Genomic DNA, 17,601 nt, shown 5'->3' with positions numbered 1-17,601 from the left:
TGGATGAGTGCGTAGATCTTGCAGGATCAATGAGAATTTAATTTCTCTGAGTAAAAATATGAGCATCGAACAGTTAAGAAATATAGCGATTATCGCGCACGTTGACCACGGTAAAACAACATTGGTTGACAAACTACTTGAGCAATCAGGTACATTAGAAACACGCGGCGGTAACGAAGAGCGTGTGATGGACTCAAACGACATTGAGAAAGAACGTGGTATTACCATTTTAGCTAAAAACACAGCTATCTCTTGGAAAGACTACCATATCAATATCGTAGATACCCCGGGACACGCCGATTTCGGTGGTGAAGTTGAACGCGTACTTTCGATGGCTGACTCAGTATTATTACTTGTTGATGCTCAAGAAGGTCCAATGCCACAAACGCGTTTCGTTACGCAAAAGGCATTCGCGCAAGGCTTAAAGCCAATCGTCGTTATCAATAAAATTGATAAGCCAGGTGCACGCCCAGATTGGGTTATGGATCAAATCTTTGATTTATTCGACAATCTTGGTGCAACTGACGAACAGTTAGACTTTAAAGTAATCTACGCATCAGCTATTAATGGTTGGGCAACGCTAGATTTAGACGAGCCATCAGATAACATGGAACCTATGTTTAAGATGATCGTTGACGAAGTATCACCACCGGATGCAGATCCTGAAGGTGACTTCCAAATGCAAATCTCTCAGCTTGATTACAACTCGTATAAAGGTGTAATTGGTATTGGCCGTATTAAACGCGGTTCTGTTGAGACTAACCAACAAGTTACGGTTATCAGTGCTGATGGCACAACTCGTAACGGTAAAATTGGTTCAGTACAAAGCTACTTAGGCCTTGAGCGTATCGACACTGATAAAGCTTATGCTGGTAACATCGTTACTGTAACAGGTCTAGGCGAGCTTAAGATTTCAGATACGCTTTGTTGTCCTAACAACGTTGAAGCATTGCCACCACTAAGTGTTGATGAGCCGACAGTAACAATGACGTTCTCTGTAAACAACTCTCCTTTTTGTGGCAAAGAAGGTAAGTTTGTAACATCACGTAATATTCGTGAGCGTTTAGACAAAGAATTAGTGCACAACGTAGCACTTCGTGTTGCAGATACTGACAACCCAGATAGCTTCCGCGTATCAGGTCGTGGTGAATTACACCTAGGTATCTTAATCGAGAACATGCGTCGTGAAGGTTACGAGTTAGCTGTATCTCGTCCAGAAGTAATCTTACGTACTGTTGATGGCGTGTTAGAAGAACCATATGAAACACTAACTATTGACTGTGAAGAAGAGCACCAAGGTTCTATCATGGAGCAAATTGGTCTTCGTAAAGGTGAGCTTACTGACATGGCACCAGATGGTAAAGGCCGTATGCGTATGGACTTTATGATCCCAAGCCGTGGCTTAATCGGTTTCCAAACTGAGTTCATGACATTAACGTCAGGTTCTGGCTTACTTTACCACACGTTCGATCACTACGGTCCGCACAAAGGTGGTGAGCTAGGTGTTCGTAAGAACGGCGTAATGATTGCAAACGCAACAGGTAAAGCACTTACTAACGCATTATTTAACTTACAAGAGCGCGGCCGTTTATTCATCGGTCACGGTGTTGAAGTTTATGAAGGTATGGTTATCGGTATTCATAGCCGTGATAACGACCTTACAGTTAACGCACTTAAAGGTAAGCAACTTACTAACGTTCGTGCATCTGGTACAGATGAAGCACAAACACTTACACCGCATCTGAACTATTCACTTGAGCAAGCGCTTGAGTTTATTGCTGATGATGAGCTAGTAGAAGTTACACCTGAGAACATTCGTATTCGTAAACGTCATTTAACTGAGAATGAGCGTAAACGTGCGGGTCGTGCTCCTAAGTCATAATCTATTAATTTAGAAAAATGATTTTAAAAGCCGCTGTATTGCAAAATACAGCGGCTTTTTTGTGTTTAGTTGGATGAAATAGGCTAAAAAGTTTGATTAAAGATATTTTTAGCACCAGTTTAGTTAGTAGACTTTCAAGGAGCATAGCTATAAATATATTGTTATTGAGAATCAGTGCTGATAAGTTTTAATATTAGTAAAAATGCTATTCATAGCTATAAAATCAGTTAATCAGGGTATAAATTTGTATCGCTGATGATCTAAGTAATATATTTTTATATTTCTTTCCAGGTCAGATAATAAGAGGGAGTTTTAGATAATTATGGATTGGAAAAAAGCTAAATTTAAATGACGGTGATGTACTTCGGTTTACTAAGAGGTTTGAAGCTGGTCACCTTGGTCAGAAGGAACGTTATAGTTACGACATCATCAATAACCTCGGTGAAGTAACTGGTAAAGTTAAATATGTAGAGCATACATCTATCAAAGAACCATTTTCAGAAACTTTCACACTACAGCAGTTCGATATAGATAAGAATGAAGTTCTATTTAAACGCTGGTAGCTGAATATGAAATTTATCAGTCTCTTACTAAGTAAAATGTACAATGGGCTTGTTTTCTTACTACATTCAAGCTTAACCAACTTACTGATATATTTCATAACTTTTAGATTACATGTTATTAGGGATATGATTATTAATGGGTAATAATGTAGACAAATTAATTTGGACAGCAACTGAAATTGTAAATCTGGTAGATGTTCTTGCGTGGCCTTTAGCGTCAGTGGCTTTAGTCTTTTTGTTACGTTCTAAATTATCTGGTTTTCTAAATGGATTTTTTAATCGTAATAATGTTACAGAACTTTCTGCAGGAAGCTTTACCGCAAAATTTACACAATCGAAGCAAGGTGCTAATAATTTAGAAGATAAGCAAGAAAAAGTAGCTACGATGCCTCACGCCGGAGAAGACGCCACAGAATTTTTAACAAGATTATCTCAGAATGAAACAAAAACAAGTAAGAACATTTTAAAGAATATACAAAGTCATATAAGTTCTCTTGGTTTAAGTGGAAACAAAGCTATTGAAGTTTTAGAAATAGAGCTGTCTTTAACTCAAGCGAGGATATATTTTTTAGATTTAAACCGAGTTTTATACCGTTCCCAATACAACTTACTCACATTACTTAAAGACAACTCTGGTAAATTAGCAGAGTCAGAAGTATCTATTTTTTATGAAAAAGTTAAATCTAATTTTCCTTTAGTTTTTGGCTCTACTGAACTAATTAACTATTTAGCCTACCCGATGCGAGTTAGCTTAATTGAAAAAAATGGTAGTTGTTATTGTCTTACTGACTACGGAGATTCATATCTTAGTTTCATGGATAAAAATTCTCATCTTATTATGGAATTAAATCAAAACTAGGGGTTTGATAAATACGTTGCAAAGCGCAGCGCCTCTTAACCTCTTTGTGAATAATTTACTTAAAGATCTTTTGCACAAGGAGAAGAAAGAGAGAGCTGAAACATCTGATAATGCAAAGCATACATGCTTGTTGGTAGGTATTTTTCCTTGGGTTTCGCTGCGCTCAACCCAACCTACTTATTTCTGGGTGGGGTTACTTTTTTGGCAGTAGAGTGATTTTGCCAAATACGTCGGCGTCTATAAATCCACGGTTTCTGTCGCCATTTACTGGCTGTACTTCGTGCGAACCCATAAAGTGCTCGCGCACGTCACTACCATCGTTATCGCAATACGCGAGCATGAAGCCAATGATTTGTTTTTCGCTAAGTGTAATGGGTGTATTTACTGCGTCTTCTTTGTAGTCATTGGGGTAGAGCTTTATAGCTACTTCCCACGTGATGTTAAAAGGTGCAGCAGTGTTACGCTTCCAGTTACTTACTAGATGATCGGTATACAAGTGCGCTTTTTTATCAGGGCCATAATCGGCGGCTTGGTTATCAAGGCCAATATGGTACGCCAAAGCAGTGTGATTAAATTGATGGTTTCCACCTGATGCATCACTGTCTATAAATATTTCTAGCGCGTCGTCATCCCAGTATTTTACAGTTGGGTCTGGGTGCGTATCTATTAATACATCATCACTAATATCGGCTTGTAGATATAAATAGTTTTCATCCCATAATAAGCGATAGCGCCCTTTAAAGTCGGCGTCTGATGATGGCAGTGTGCCATCCATTAAATATGGCATGTCGTGCCAAGCTGCTTTATCCCAGGCGCTTTCTGATACGCCATCTATAGTAATAGAGGTTGCAGTGTGTTCAACATCAATAGCCATTACTGGAGCACTTAATAAACAGCTTATCGCTAATGCTTGTTTTTTCATGAATTTCTCAATTTATATTGATATAACAATCATCCTAAAGCAGTTAAGCAAGGAGTTACAGTGAAATACTGTCGCCTTCGTTTAAAATATACAAGGGTGTTTTAGCATCCATTTTTTCTACCATATGTAATAAGCGTAGTACGGCAGAGTGGCTAGTATGGTCGCCCATTTTCCAGCTCGAGTTACCATATCCCCACGGTATCATTACTTTACAGTTAAGATCGTTTGCGGCGTTTAGTGCATCCTCTGGTGTTGTGTGCACGTATCGATACCAATTAGGGCTCTCTTCACTGTAATAAGACGCTATTGGCATTAAGCATATATCCATGTCACCATATTTTTGTTGAATGTCTTTAAAGTGTTTTGAGTAGCCGGTATCGCCGGCAAAAAATAAGGTTTTGTTATTTTGCTCAAGCAACCAGCCATTCCACAGGTCTTTATCGTTGTCTTCATAAATAAAAGGCACCAATACGCGGTTACTAAAGTGGTGAGCAGGTAAGGCATGAATAGTTAAATCGTTAATATTTGTTTTTGCATACCAAGCCATTTCGCTAATATTAAACCCGCCAGTAGGGAAGTTGTCGGCCATACCCAGTGGGGTTAAATAACGGGGGTTATTACCGAGCTCCTCTATATCGGCTTTATTAAAATGATCGTAATGAATATGCGAGTACATCACAGCGTCTAAGTTTTCAAGTTCACTTTTTGTTAGCCAATCGCCGGGCTGCCTGTAAAACCCTGAAGCTAATCTAAATGCTAAATCAACAGGTGAGTCATACTGCTCCTTAACCGGGTCAAATACTATTTGTTCCCCGTTAGGCGTGCGGATCATAAATCCGGCATGGCCAAGCCAGCGCACTGTGTATCTGGTATTTAATTGTGGCGCTACTTGCTCAGCGATATATTGGCAGTTTTCACTGCCTGTTTCGCACTGTAGTTTAGGACTCATTGGATAGCAGTCGGCTTCGCAGGTAGTCGGGTAAGTTTTTTTACCAGGATAAAGATTATGAAAGCGTCCTTTACGCTTGCCATCTTGATGCAGTGGAGTAATAGTATCTTCCCCTGCAATTACTTCAATTTGATTGGGTGTATGGCACGCGCTCAGCAGCATACAGGTAGTGATGAGGCTAAAAGTGGTTAGTTTCATTGTCATAATTTAATTATTATTTTGTAAAAGTATAACAACAACAGCAGATTAACGAATAATTCAAAGGTAACAAAAAGTAACAACAAAAAAGCCTGCAATAGTGCAGGCTTAGTAAGCGGGTTTAAAGTAATTAGCCAGCGCTATTCATTTGCTCTATAAACTTGTTTGAATCGGCAATCGATTTGTTCATGTCATTCATGAGTACTTGAATATCACGTTTAAGGTTGGTGAACTCACCTTTTATTGCCGCTACTGCTTGAGCATTTAAGTTATGTTTTAAATATAAAACGTTGTCATGTAGCGACGTTAGTACTGGCTCCATTTTGCTCTCTGCGCTGCGCATTGAGCTAAGTAACTGGCTAAATTGACGCTGAGTAGCGGCTAGCTTTTTACTGCTTTCACGTTTAAGCGAAGCACTTTTATATTGCTCTAGCTCGTCGCTCCATTCGTCAAATAGTGCCTCAGCTACGTCTTCTACTTTATCAATGTTGTTTGATACGTCATTTGCTGCTGCTAAGCTCGACTCATAGTCGTCGTTTAACTGATTATAAGTGTCTTGCAGTTCGCCGCCGTTAAAATCTATTAATGTAGTTAGGCGCTCAAGTGCAGATTTAAATTCTTCTTGCGACTCTTCTTGTGAGTCTTTTGTTTCTTCTACGCGGTCAATAAGGATGTCACGTTTGTGAACACCTACTTTTTCCATTGCAGAGTAGTAAGCTGATTGGCAGCCCGATAATGCTAACGTAAGTGCAAGCATAGACGCGCTGAGTAGTGTTTGTTTTTTCATTTGGATCCCTATTTACGTGTAAGTGCTGTAAATTGTGGTACTGATTGTTATTATAATCAAAACTCGATAAGCACAAGTCAATTGTATGAATGATAAGCTCTCCCATTACAAACAGCAAGTTAAGTCCTTTATGCGCCAGCAACCCGGCTGGTGGATGCAATATATAAATCGATGTATAGACGATCAGATAACGGTTAATGCAGGTTACCTTGCTTACGTAACACTACTTTCTTTAATACCGCTAATTGCAGTAGGTGTCGCTATCTTTTCGGCGTTTCCTGGGTTTGAATCGACTCGTATGGAAATAGAGAGCTTTTTGTTTACTAACTTTGTACCTACTTCGTCCGATGTCATTAAAGAGCATATAAGCTCCTTTGCGGGTAATGCTAATCAAATGACAGCAGTAGGTATTGGCTTTTTAGCGGCTATTGCATTGCTGCTTATCCGTAATGTTGATGCCACGCTAAACCGGATTTGGCGAATCAAGAAAAAGCGCCCAATGATGATCTCTTTTGCAGTGTATTGGATGGTATTAAGCCTAGGGCCTGTACTACTTGGCGCAAGTATCGGTGTTACTTCGTATATTGTATCTTTAGTGTCGTTTGCTGATCAGGGAATACCTGGGTTTAGCGGCTTTTTGTTAAAGCTGGTGCCTTATGGTTTTTCGATGATTGGTTTTTTAATGCTATACACTTTAGTACCTAATACACCTGTTTCTATTAAAGCGGCTATACCCGGCGCACTTTTTGCCGCTATATTATTTGAGTTAACCAAAAAAGGGTTTGCGCTTTATATAAGCCACTTTCCATCTTATGAAGTAATTTACGGTGCAGTGGCAACTATACCAATATTGTTTGTATGGGTTTATTTATCTTGGATTGTTGTGCTGTTAGGCGCTGAATTTACAGCGTGTATTAGCCCAAATGATATTGAAGATACTCCAGACATTGAACTTGAAGAAGAGCCACACTTAAAGGATACGCACTAAATGCAAGGGTTAATACAACGTGTAAAAAATGCCAAAGTAGAAGTTAATGACCAAGTTATAGGTGAAATTAGCCAAGGTATTTTATTGTTATTAGGTGTAGAAAAACCAGATGATGAGCAAGCAGCCGATAAACTATTGCATAAGGTTAGTAATTATCGAATTTTTACTGACGAAAACGACAAAATGAATTTAAGCCTAAAAGATATAGGTGGTGAGTTATTAGTGGTTTCGCAATTTACATTGGCAGCTAATACCAAAAAAGGCATGCGCCCTAGTTTTTCATCGGCGGCTACGCCAAGCCAAGCTAACGCGCTTTACGAGTACTTTGTAACTCAAGCTAAAGCACAGGGTATTAGCGTTGCAACCGGTGAGTTTGGCGCCGATATGCAAGTGAGTCTATGTAACGATGGACCTGTTACTTTTAACTTATCGGTTTAATTACCTCGTTTAGTCACAATAACGATATGATTAACAAAGCCTGCTATTTTATGCGGGCTTACTTTTACCCCAAACACATCCAATAGTAACTGCTGTAACTGGATTAATTGCGACTCATGTTGTGATAAAAAGTTAATAAATAGCATGCCATCACCGTTGAGCGCGTTATATATTTTTTGATAAAACGCATGTTCAAATAAGAATCGTGGTGCATCTATTTGGCTGAATAAATCAAGAATAATCCAGTCATTGTTATGCGCTTTGCTAAGCACATTTTGCGCGTCATCACACTGTACATCACTTTGGCTTTTAAGAGCAAAAAAATCTGTGTAGCAGGCAATTATATCAGCATTTTTTTCAACTGATGTTACCTGCGCTCGCGGGTAAGTGTGTTGTAGGTAATTACGTATGGCACCGCCGCCAAGGCCAAGTTCTAGTACGCGTTTTGGCGGCGCTAAGGTTTGCCACTGCTTAGCCAAATAGGTTAAATGTGGAAATAGCAGCTGCTGTGGATTGTTTAGTTCTATCACCGATTGCAAAGTATCGTTAATCAGCAGCCAACGCAGCTGCTCATACTGGCGCACTTGTATGTGATCGCCTGCGTATTTATGCCAATAAACTAGTTGCCCAATATCTTGACTGTGGCTAATAAAGTGGCTACTAACTACACCCGTTGAAGGGTTTATAAAATCGCTCATAACGTTTAGCATAAACTAGCTGCCCCAAAGGGTAAAACAGTTATTTTGTATTCGCTTACCAAAGTCGTATTGGCAGTGTTTAAAAGATGGAGTATGGTATTTACCATAATAATCCCAACCAACTTAATCTTTAATTTTTGAATGTAAAAATATCCAGAACACACATTTAAAGGTTTTTCAGTTGGATTTCATGCCGTAGCCTTTATTTTTTATTTACGGCTAACAACAGGAGTAAATATGTTTCAGGTAAGTACACCGCAAAGTAGTGAAGATTGGCAAGCGTATTATCGATTGCGCTGGGAAGTATTACGTGCGCCTTGGGGTGAACCTCGAGGTTCTGAACAAGACGATATGGAACAAGACTCTGAGCATCGCTTTATAAAAAATAACGAGGGTGATGTACTCGGTGTTGCGCGTTTACACTTTAATAACCACGAGCAAGCACAGGTACGTTACATGGCTGTTGCTGAGGGGAATCGTAATCAGCATATTGGTAGCCGCTTACTTCATGAACTAGAAAAAATAGCGTGGACACAAAACGCAGGCGAACTTGTTTTATTTGCACGTGAGCGTGCGCTGGAGTTTTATAAGCGCCATGGGTATGAATTGCAAGAGAAAGCCCACCTAGCATATGGGGATGTGCAGCATTACAAAATGGTTAAACAAAAGCCCAGTGAGCCGGGCTGGTTTCGCCACCCAGATTGGACTCAAGTGCTACAAAATATTTGGCGTGAGTCAATTCCGATTAGTGATGCGATGGGGATTAGGGTAGAAAGTTATACAGATTGGCAGTTTACAACAAGTGCAGATTTAGATGCTAATTTAAACCTTCACAACACGATGTTTGCAGGCTCTATTTATAGTTTGGCTACATTAACGGGTTGGGGAGCAACTTATTTAGCACTTAAAGAGGCTGGAATTGAAGGTAATATTGTACTAGCTGATGCGAGCATTAAGTACTTAAAACCGCTTAATACCGACCCTAGAGGATGCGTAGATTTGCAGGCATGTAAAGGTAAACTTAGCGACTTAGAAAACGATGGTAAAACAAGTTACGTTGTGCCAGTTACTATTTTTGATGGCGACAACGTTGTTGCAGAGTTTGAAGGTGTGTTTGCCATTAAAAAGTAATAGCGAGCCTTTAATTACAAAAAAGCCAAGCACTTAATAATTAAGGCTTGGCTTTTTTATAGGCTGATTTTATAACAAATCAGTTAATAATATACCTACACCTATTCGCTCAATATCAGCATTGTAATCAATTAAGCTCTCACCGTAGCCATTAAAGTATTGGGCATAACCACGTAAACGCCCCCACATTGGAAAAGACCAATCTAGCTGAATAGCCCCACGATTATCTGAATTTAAGTTATTACGAGTCATAAAGCTAAACTCATGATCGTGATAACGATACGCACCGCTAAATTCAAAGTAACCCATGTATTTGTAAATATCTGGGTTATCATCGCCATCGGCTTCTAATGGATCTTCTTTTTCATCTTCAGCTATTCGGTACCAAGGCTTAAAGCTAAATACAAAGCCGCGATTTTCCCAAACAAAGTTGGCGTAAATGCGGTTCCATGAACGAGAGTTAGGTTGGCTACGGCCATTTGATTGATGCGAAAGGCCAAGAGTAATAGCCATTTCATCACCCCAAAGTACATTTTCTTCGTCGAGGTAATTTACCCAAAAAATTTCTGGTTCGTAATTCGTTTCACGAAATGGAGAAGAAATTTCTGAGTTATATATTTGCCAATATGATTGTAAAGTAAAGCCAAAAAAGATGGATTGATCGTCGTCGGCAAAATCATCATAAAGCGGCACCTTAATAGAAAGCTGATATTTGGCTTCTAGATTATCAAGTGGTTCGCCATCTTGCTCATCGGTTAATTCGTCAAAGCCATCAAACGGGCGGTCGTTAGGGTGCGATACGTAAGACAGAGGTAAAATATAGTTACGTTTGTGAGGTGTAATTACATTGCGATTTTTTTTGCTAACTTCCTCGCGAGCTTGGCGTTTATCAAGTGCGGTAAGCTGTTTGTCTTCTTCAAGAGATGAGCATTTATTACGTAGTTGATCTAAGGTTTGTTCACCGTCGCCACCTATTACTTCGTTTAAAATACATTGTTTAACAAGCTCGATGTCGTCTGTTTGCTCATTTTCAGTTACTTCTTCTTGGGCAAAAGAGGGAGTGCTGAGTAAAGCCGTAAGTGTGATCCAGTAGCGCCAGCTCATTGTATTTCCTTTGTGAGTGTTGTGGATAGGTACGTTAATTTAAGTATAACGTCTTTTTACATATGTAACGGTGAACTTTTACTGAATTCATTACATAACAGGGTTTTTACGTTAGTTAATAATGGAACGATCAAAAGAAAAGCGGCCTAGGCCGCTTTTCTAATGTAAATTAATTTTAAAATTAATCTACTCTCACGCAATGAGAAGTGAAGAGCAATAACGTCTGCCGCTATAGCTCAAATGTGTTGGTGAAAAACTTATATAGTTCAGTTCCTTGGTTCACACTTGCCGAGGCAAAATGCAATATTGCAATAGCATCGCAATCTAAGCTTAATGTTTGTAGTGGCTGCTCGCTTAGGTAGCGCTCCATACGTAAAACATGTGCAATTGGCTCGCCTGCTTTAATATGCTCACCTAGTGGCGCTACATATTCAACCATGCCACCAATAGGCGCATAGTAGGCAAAATAGTCATCCAAATGACACGCATAACGGGTCATTTTCTCAGGTTGATGCGGTGCGTTAACCAATACATTTTTATGATTTAAGTAGCTTAAAATACTGTTTGCATCGTTGTGTGCTTCTTTTAAGTCTATTTTCTCTTGGCTACCTAGCTCTACTGTAAAGGCTTCCACCTGTACATTAAAGTTTCTGCCTTTTACTTCAAGTGCTTCACTTAGGTGCCACCATGGGCAAAAGCTTGCTTCATCCATTGCACCATCAAAGTCGCTTGGAATAAGCAGTACATGTTCAATATTAAAATAGCGGGCACTGTCTGTTGCATAGGTTGGGCAATATAAATGCTTGCTTGAAATTGGGCCCGTGTGTAAATCAAGTACTATATCGGCTTGGTGCGCAAGCTTTTGCAGGTTAAGCGCAATGCGTTTACCTGTATTGAGTAAATACGCGGGGCCGTTGAGTTTAGTATCTATTTCATCCAGCAAGGCTTGTTTAAAGTGATTTTTTAAAGCTGCGTCGTCGTACTGGCTATGCTCTTTGGCAAACTGGGTCACTAAATCATTGTTGTAGTGATACATGCGGTTCCAGTTAGTGCCAGTAATTGGATCGAACCGTCCAAGGGTAAATTCCCCTGATTTTTGATTACAACCAATAGGGTTAGCGTAAGGTACTAAAGTAATATCACCTTTTAAATTTAGCTGCTTTAACTGCTCTAGCAACTGAAATATAACCGCGTTACCTTGTACTTCAGCGCCGTGCATATTGGCTTGAATATAAACGCTTGGCCCGCTGCCATCGCCTTTTAAGCGATACACAGGAATAGTTAGAGGTAAGCCGTTTGCTACTTCCCCGACAACAATGTTTTCTTGGCTGATGGGTGTTGTTATGCTCATATTTATTACCTTAGGTAGTGGCTGGCATCTTCAGCTTGGCGTACACACGTGAGCTCGCCATTTTGTAAAATGTATTCTGCTGCCAGCTCATGGCATAAAAAATAAGGCATGCTTTCGGTAAAACCATAGGCGCCACATTGGCTAAACACCAGCCAGTCTTGCTCGTTTAAATCGCTTGGTAGGGTGTGCTCACCTAAGCAATCAAGTGCTGTGCATAACGGACCATATAGACTCATTGCCTGTTCTGGGGCAGTTGATTCGCGCAGTAACGCTGCAGGAAAGTCTTGGCTTGTAACTGCAGGGCGTAATAAGTGGTTAATACCACCGCTTAAAATAACTTGCTGCTGACCATAGTTTTGTTTGCTCTCAACGATGGGGTTAGCGTAATGACCGCATTCGCCCACAGCGTAACGACCAAGCTCCATCCAAAGCTCTTCAACACCTGCGTCTTTTTTAATTTTGGCAAGCGCGGTGATTAATCCATCCCATTCAAGATTTGTCTCGTTTTGTGTGTAAGGAATGCCTAAACCGCCGCCTAAATCGAGAATTTTAAGGTTTATATTTAAGTTATTAGCCAAGGTGGTAAGCGGTGCAATCATTTGCGACCACAGCTCGCTTAGCTTTTGCGTGCTAAGCATGTTGCCCCACTGAAATATATGTAGACCATCAAAATTGAGTGCTGGGTAATCGCCAGTATTTAATGCTTGCCATTCATCGCAGCCCATACCAAATGGTGTAAGGCTGTCGCCGCCCAGTGGGTTTTTTTCACCTTCAGGCCAGCGTAATTGCACACGCAGTAAAACTTGCAGCTGCGTATTTTGCAGCTGCGCTTGTTGGTTTAACCAACGCACTTGGTTGAGACTTTCGGCAACAAAAATACGTACGCCGCGCTCAATAAAGTGTTTAATTTGTTTAGGGCTCTTTGCAGGCCCTGTGTTGAGCACGCGCTGCGAACTAATACCTTGTGCAAGGACTTGTTCAAGTTCACCTTTACTTGCTACGTCAAAGTTAAAGCCTGCGCTATCTAAGCTTTGAATAACCTTAGAAAGCGGGTTTGCTTTTACTGCATACCAAAGTTTTACATCGGTTTGCGCAACTAAACGCGTAAGGTGTGCATTTAGTTTATCTAAGTCGTAAACAAAAAAAGGAGTATCAAGTTGCTGTGTAAGCGTATTAACAGCGGTTTTGATTGGCGTGCTCAAAAAGCTCATTATCGTAAAACCTCTTCTAGCAATAATGATGCATCGCTTTGTTCGTCGCGGTATTTAACAATTAACGCACACGACATACTTAAGCCTTGCTCACGTGCCCACTCGTTAGACGCAGGGCGAGAGCCCGGTATTACAATTGCGTATTCTGGAATTGGCTCGCCTTTATCTAGCTGACGCTCGTTTACGCAGTCGTATACCGGAATGGTTGCAGATAAGCGCACGCCGGGTGCAAGTACAGCGCCTTTTTTAACCACTACGCCTTCAACAATGACACAACCTGCGCCAATAAACGCATCGTCCTCAACCACAACTGGGCTTGCACCAATTGGCTCAAGTACACCGCCAAGTTGAACGGCTGCGCTCAAATGTACGTTTTTACCTACTTGTGCACACGAGCCCACTAACGCGTGGCTATCAACCATAGTGCCTTCGTCGATGTATGCGCCAATGTTTACGTACGCTGGTGGCATAATAATAGTGCCTTTAGCTACGTAAGCACCACGGCGAACACTTGAGCCACCTGGTACCATACGCACGCCATCATCAGTGCTAAATTCTTGTGGTGCGAGATTGTGCTTATCTACAAAACCACCTGCAAACTCAGTATTTGAGCCATTTTTAAAGGCTTCTAAAATGCCTTGTTTTACTTCTACGTTAGCTTCCCATTGGCCGCTTTCGTTTTGTGATGCTGCGCGTACTGCGCCCGATTCTAAATTATTTAGTAGTTCTAACCAGCTCATTATAAAAACCTGTATTTAATGCCAAGATAAAATGGTGTCGTTTGCAGTGGTAATGCAATCGGTTTGCGTTAACTCAAGATGTGTTAAAGGTGGGCGCAGCAAAGGGCTACTTAAGCGGCCTTGTTGGTGCATTAACACTTTAACGGGAATAGGATTTGCAACAGCAAAAAGGCTATTAATAGCGCCAGTCCACTGAGCAAATAAATTAGGGTGTTGGCCACTTAGGCTGCGTTTTACAAACTCGTGCGTTTGCAAAGGCCATGCATTGGCCGCAACCGATACTAAGCCTTTTGCGCCAGCTTGTGCGAAATAGGGCATGAGTGCATCGTCGCCACTGTATAGCGCTAAATTAGGCGCGGCTTGCCGGTATGCTTCAAATTGGGTGATGTTGCCACTGGCTTCTTTTAACGCCCACAGCTTTGGATGCGCTTGTAAATTTTCGATGGTTTGCACCGGAATACTTACACCGCTACGCCCAGGTACGTTGTATAACATACACGGGTGTGCGCTTTCGTTTAATAAGCTTTCGTACCAATGCGTTTGACCTACAGCTCCTGGTTTTGCATAAAGAGGCGAGCCCAGTAAGTAACTGTGAATAGGTAACTGATTACAATAGCTAACCCACTCTTTCTGTTGGGCTAAATTGCTACCGCCTACAGCCACCATAAGCGGTACGCTGGGCTTTAACTGGCATACGTGCTCAACAATGGCTTGTTGCTCTTTAAGTGTTAGCGCTAAGCCTTCACCTGTACTACCGAGTAGTAAAATACCGTTATGCGCGGCTTCTTGTTCGCGAACGAGAATTGTGAGCGTGTCGTAGTCAACATTACCTTGTTGATCAAACGGCGTAACAAGCGCTGTCCACAGTGCGTAGTTGTTTAAGTTGAAATTATTGATCATCTCTTACGAACCTATAAGGTGTTCGAGATATTAAAGGGGCTTTATGATGTGAGCCGCATTAACGTCGTTCGAACAGTATTCGAAGAGCGAATGGGCTTAAAATAATAGGGCGCACGGCCTTATTATTTAAGACCAGAAGCTCTCCACCAAACTAATAAGCTGCTTAAAAAACAGCTCTTGGTGACAGTCGCTAGGATTCAACCTAGTCGCCCGAAGTAATTGCTTCGCAAAAGCGTTTACCTCTCGGCGGTATTCCCCTGGCGTATGCTCACTGGAGTTTGCGCTCCTAACATACGCTACCTGAATAACGCACCTCTTCTAGCCCTTTGTATTCGCTTAAAAGTAAAAACAAATACAATTTAAATAGGGTAATTGCGGCGATTAAAACATTTTAGCCATCTAGGTGTCAAGCTGCTAAATACAGATTAGTTCATCGATAATGGGGGTGGTTACGTATTGGCTGCTTTTCTCGTACACTAGACTCAAAGCAGAAGTAAGGCATTAATCAGATGGAAAAATTTAGCGATATTTATAAGCGAGCAGTAGAGCGAAAAGGCTCTGAAAAAATGCTTAAGTTATTACTCGCAAAACCTTTATCTAAAAAAGCGTTAAGCACGTTAAGTGATGACGACTGGCTTGAGGAATTTACTCGAAAAGTATTTCAAAGTGGCTTTTATTGGTCGGTGATAAACAGTAAATGGCCAGGCTTTAGAGAGGTTTTTTGGGAGTTTAGTGTTGATAAATTATTAATGATGCCGCCCGATATGCTAGAGCAAAAGGCAACGGATGATCGCATTATTCGTAATTATAAAAAAGTGAAAACGATTCCTGAAAATGCTTACATGATCCACGAAATAGCACAGGAACATGGCAGTTTTAGCAAGTTTATTGCTGACTGGCCAAGTAGCGATATTATTGGCTTGTGGGCGCATTTAAAAAAACAGGGCGCTCGATTGGGCGGCAATACAGGCCCGTATGCCTTGAGAGCGCTCGGTAAAGATACATTTTTACTTTCGCGCGATGTAGAAAGTTACCTAAGAGCGCATAAAATAATTGATGGTGGGGTGCAAACTAAAAAATCACTCACTGCTGCGCAGGCGTTTTTTAACGAAATGCAAAAGCAAAGTGGTTTAAGCCTGCAAGAACTTAGTTTAATTGTGGCCTATAGCGTTGGCGATAACCGAGTTGGCATACGCCAAAAGGCAGAGGATTAATAATGAAATTAGTGCCTAGATACACAGACATAGCAGATAACTTTGCGATAGAGGATAACCCATCGAGTGTTGCTGCTCCGCAGTTGCTATTGTGGAATGCATCGTTAGCTGAGCAGTTTAATATAGATATTGAGCCGCAGCTGCGTGCTAGCACTTTTGCAGGCAACGAGCCGCAATCTGTAAAGGCAGTGGCATTGGGTTATTCTGGGCATCAGTTTGGACACTTTTCACCACGTTTAGGTGATGGGCGAGCGCATTTGCTTGGTGCTATTAGCGACGATAAAAATCAGCTATGGGATATTCAACTAAAAGGCTCCGGCGCTACGCCTTACTCTAGAGGGGGCGATGGACGCTGTGCATTAGGCCCTGCAATTCGTGAATATATTATGAGTGAGGCCTTACATGCGTTAGGTATTAAAACCACGCGCTGCTTAGCTGTTGTAGGCACTGGGGAAGCGGTTTACCGTAATCCTCCTCAGCCAGGTGCAATAGTTACTCGTTTAGCAAGTAGTCACATTCGAGTTGGCTCGTTTCAATATTTAGCTACCCAAGGGGATATTCAAGGCCTTAAAAAGCTTGCTGATTTAGCTATTGAACGCCATTACCCTGATATTAGCGCAACCGGTCCTGAGCGTTATTTAGCTTTTTTAGATGCAGTAATAAAAAATCAATTAGCGTTAATAATTAGTTGGATGAGGGTAGGGTTTATTCATGGTGTTATGAACACCGATAATACCTTAATCAGCGGTGAAACTATCGATTATGGCCCGTGTGCGATGATGAACGTATTTGATTTTGATACTGTATTTAGCTCAATCGATAAGCAAGGGCGCTACGCCTTTGGTAATCAACCCAACATAGCCAGCTGGAACTGTGCACGGCTAGCTGAAAGCCTTATACCGCTCATTAATGAAGACGATGAGCAAGCCGTAAGCTTAATGACGCCAATAATCAGTCAGTTCTCAATGTTATTTAACGAGCAATACAACCAAATGTGGGCGCAAAAGTTAGGGTTAGTTGGCCACGATGATAATGACGTAGAGCTGGTAAGTAAGTTATTACTTGTACTTCAAGAGCATAAGCTTGATTACACTAATACTTTTGATGCCCTCACTGAGTCATTTAAAGATGAATCTGTAATACCTGAGCCATTAACGCAATGGGCACAGCTTTGGAAAAGCCGAACAAATAACGACTCTTATAAAATTATGCGAGCTGCTAATCCTCGAGTGATCCCACGTAATCATATTGTTGAAACAATCTTAGATGACTATGCAAACATGGGAGCTAGTGAATTACTAAAACCGTTCATGGAAGTGCTTAGCGATCCATACTTCACTAGCAAGAACATAGCACAGTATCAGGAATCACCTAAAGAGGATAAAGGTTACCGTACATTTTGCGGTACTTAAGTGCGGGGTTAACCTATAAGTATATGATTATAAATGGCCATATTTGTTTATACAGTACTATTTTTGACGTTAAATAGTGTTCATTGATTGAGCAATGCATGTTCAAGTGCTAGTATTCGCGACCGTAAAGCCAAGTAAGTTTTTGTGTATATGCAGTGCATATAGTTTGAATTCTCTTGTATTAGCTTACAAGTGAGCGATTTTAAATAAAACCACTATATTTATTGTCTTCAGGCTAGGTAAAGCATTTAATC

At 40.8% G+C, this 17,601-nt stretch carries 16 protein-coding genes and 1 riboswitch; of the genes, 7 read left to right on the top strand and 9 right to left on the bottom strand.

Annotated elements, in window-relative coordinates; translation table 11 throughout:
- Positions 1-58: 58 nt before the first annotated feature.
- Positions 59-1,882: a translational GTPase TypA gene (typA, locus tag J8L73_RS14685; protein ID WP_211000961.1), complete on the top strand. Its 1,824-nt coding sequence runs from the start codon at positions 59-61 to the stop codon at positions 1,880-1,882.
- A 699-nt stretch (positions 1,883-2,581) separates the two neighbouring features.
- Positions 2,582-3,304, top strand: a complete 723-nt coding sequence (locus J8L73_RS14680) for a hypothetical protein (protein WP_211018159.1) — start codon at positions 2,582-2,584, stop codon at positions 3,302-3,304.
- 193 nt (positions 3,305-3,497) lie between these two features.
- Here the strand turns inward: J8L73_RS14680 and J8L73_RS14675 are convergent, their stop codons facing one another.
- The 3 genes from J8L73_RS14675 to J8L73_RS14665 form a co-directional block, all read right to left on the bottom strand.
- Positions 3,498-4,226, bottom strand: coding sequence for a CBM9 family sugar-binding protein (locus J8L73_RS14675; RefSeq protein ID WP_211018157.1), 729 nt, complete (start codon positions 4,224-4,226; stop codon positions 3,498-3,500).
- 55 nt (positions 4,227-4,281) lie between these two features.
- The gene (locus tag J8L73_RS14670) at positions 4,282-5,373 is read right to left on the bottom strand and encodes an MBL fold metallo-hydrolase (RefSeq protein WP_211018172.1); all 1,092 of its coding nucleotides are present in this window, start codon (positions 5,371-5,373) and stop codon (positions 4,282-4,284) included.
- A 130-nt stretch (positions 5,374-5,503) separates the two neighbouring features.
- Positions 5,504-6,160 carry a DUF2959 domain-containing protein gene (locus tag J8L73_RS14665; RefSeq protein WP_211018156.1) on the bottom strand — a complete coding sequence of 219 codons (657 nt, stop codon included), beginning with the start codon at positions 6,158-6,160 and terminating at the stop codon, positions 5,504-5,506.
- 85 nt (positions 6,161-6,245) lie between these two features.
- Between J8L73_RS14665 and J8L73_RS14660 the strand changes: the two genes are divergently transcribed.
- Positions 6,246-7,148, top strand: coding sequence for a virulence factor BrkB family protein (locus J8L73_RS14660; RefSeq protein ID WP_211018154.1), 903 nt, complete (start codon positions 6,246-6,248; stop codon positions 7,146-7,148).
- Positions 7,149-7,586, top strand: a complete 438-nt coding sequence (gene dtd, locus J8L73_RS14655; RefSeq protein WP_211000956.1) for a D-aminoacyl-tRNA deacylase — start codon at positions 7,149-7,151, stop codon at positions 7,584-7,586.
- Here the strand turns inward: dtd and J8L73_RS14650 are convergent.
- The gene (locus J8L73_RS14650) at positions 7,583-8,296 is read right to left on the bottom strand and encodes an SAM-dependent methyltransferase (protein WP_211000955.1); all 714 of its coding nucleotides are present in this window, start codon (positions 8,294-8,296) and stop codon (positions 7,583-7,585) included. The two genes, dtd and J8L73_RS14650, sit on opposite strands and share 4 nt — an antisense overlap.
- A 225-nt stretch (positions 8,297-8,521) precedes the next feature.
- Here J8L73_RS14650 and J8L73_RS14645 point away from each other — a divergent pair, with 225 nt between their 5' ends.
- Complete coding sequence (locus tag J8L73_RS14645) at positions 8,522-9,415, top strand: bifunctional GNAT family N-acetyltransferase/hotdog fold thioesterase (protein WP_211018152.1); 894 nt, start codon at positions 8,522-8,524, stop codon at positions 9,413-9,415.
- A gap of 69 nt (positions 9,416-9,484) precedes the next feature.
- Here the strand turns inward: J8L73_RS14645 and J8L73_RS14640 are convergent, their stop codons facing one another.
- From J8L73_RS14640 to dapA, 5 genes are all read right to left on the bottom strand, one after another.
- Entirely contained in the window at positions 9,485-10,519 is a 1,035-nt protein-coding gene (locus tag J8L73_RS14640; RefSeq protein WP_211000953.1) for a phospholipase A, read from the bottom strand.
- A 229-nt stretch (positions 10,520-10,748) separates the two neighbouring features.
- Positions 10,749-11,870 carry a succinylglutamate desuccinylase/aspartoacylase family protein gene (locus J8L73_RS14635; RefSeq protein WP_211018150.1) on the bottom strand — a complete coding sequence of 374 codons (1,122 nt, stop codon included), beginning with the start codon at positions 11,868-11,870 and terminating at the stop codon, positions 10,749-10,751.
- A 5-nt stretch (positions 11,871-11,875) separates the two neighbouring features.
- Positions 11,876-13,081: a PLP-dependent decarboxylase gene (locus J8L73_RS14630; protein ID WP_211018147.1), complete on the bottom strand. Its 1,206-nt coding sequence runs from the start codon at positions 13,079-13,081 to the stop codon at positions 11,876-11,878.
- Positions 13,081-13,821, bottom strand: coding sequence for a 2,3,4,5-tetrahydropyridine-2,6-dicarboxylate N-succinyltransferase (locus tag J8L73_RS14625; protein ID WP_211000950.1), 741 nt, complete (start codon positions 13,819-13,821; stop codon positions 13,081-13,083). Before J8L73_RS14625 ends, J8L73_RS14630 begins: the two co-directional genes overlap by 1 nt.
- Before the next feature lie 15 nt (positions 13,822-13,836).
- Positions 13,837-14,721 carry a 4-hydroxy-tetrahydrodipicolinate synthase gene (gene dapA, locus J8L73_RS14620; protein WP_211018145.1) on the bottom strand — a complete coding sequence of 295 codons (885 nt, stop codon included), beginning with the start codon at positions 14,719-14,721 and terminating at the stop codon, positions 13,837-13,839.
- A 128-nt stretch (positions 14,722-14,849) separates the two neighbouring features.
- Positions 14,850-15,047: riboswitch (Lysine riboswitch) on the bottom strand.
- Positions 15,048-15,230: 183 nt separating this feature from the next.
- Here dapA and J8L73_RS14615 point away from each other — a divergent pair.
- Complete coding sequence (locus J8L73_RS14615; RefSeq protein ID WP_211018143.1) at positions 15,231-15,935, top strand: DNA-3-methyladenine glycosylase I; 705 nt, start codon at positions 15,231-15,233, stop codon at positions 15,933-15,935.
- 2 nt (positions 15,936-15,937) lie between these two features.
- Positions 15,938-17,347 carry a protein adenylyltransferase SelO family protein gene (locus J8L73_RS14610; protein WP_211018141.1) on the top strand — a complete coding sequence of 470 codons (1,410 nt, stop codon included), beginning with the start codon at positions 15,938-15,940 and terminating at the stop codon, positions 17,345-17,347.
- The last annotated feature ends 254 nt before the right edge of the window (positions 17,348-17,601 follow it).

This window comes from Pseudoalteromonas sp. MMG006, assembly GCF_018101025.1.
Classification (GTDB): domain Bacteria; phylum Pseudomonadota; class Gammaproteobacteria; order Enterobacterales; family Alteromonadaceae; genus Pseudoalteromonas.
Note: the sequence above shows the minus strand (reverse complement) of the source record. Positions and strands in the feature narration are given on the sequence as shown.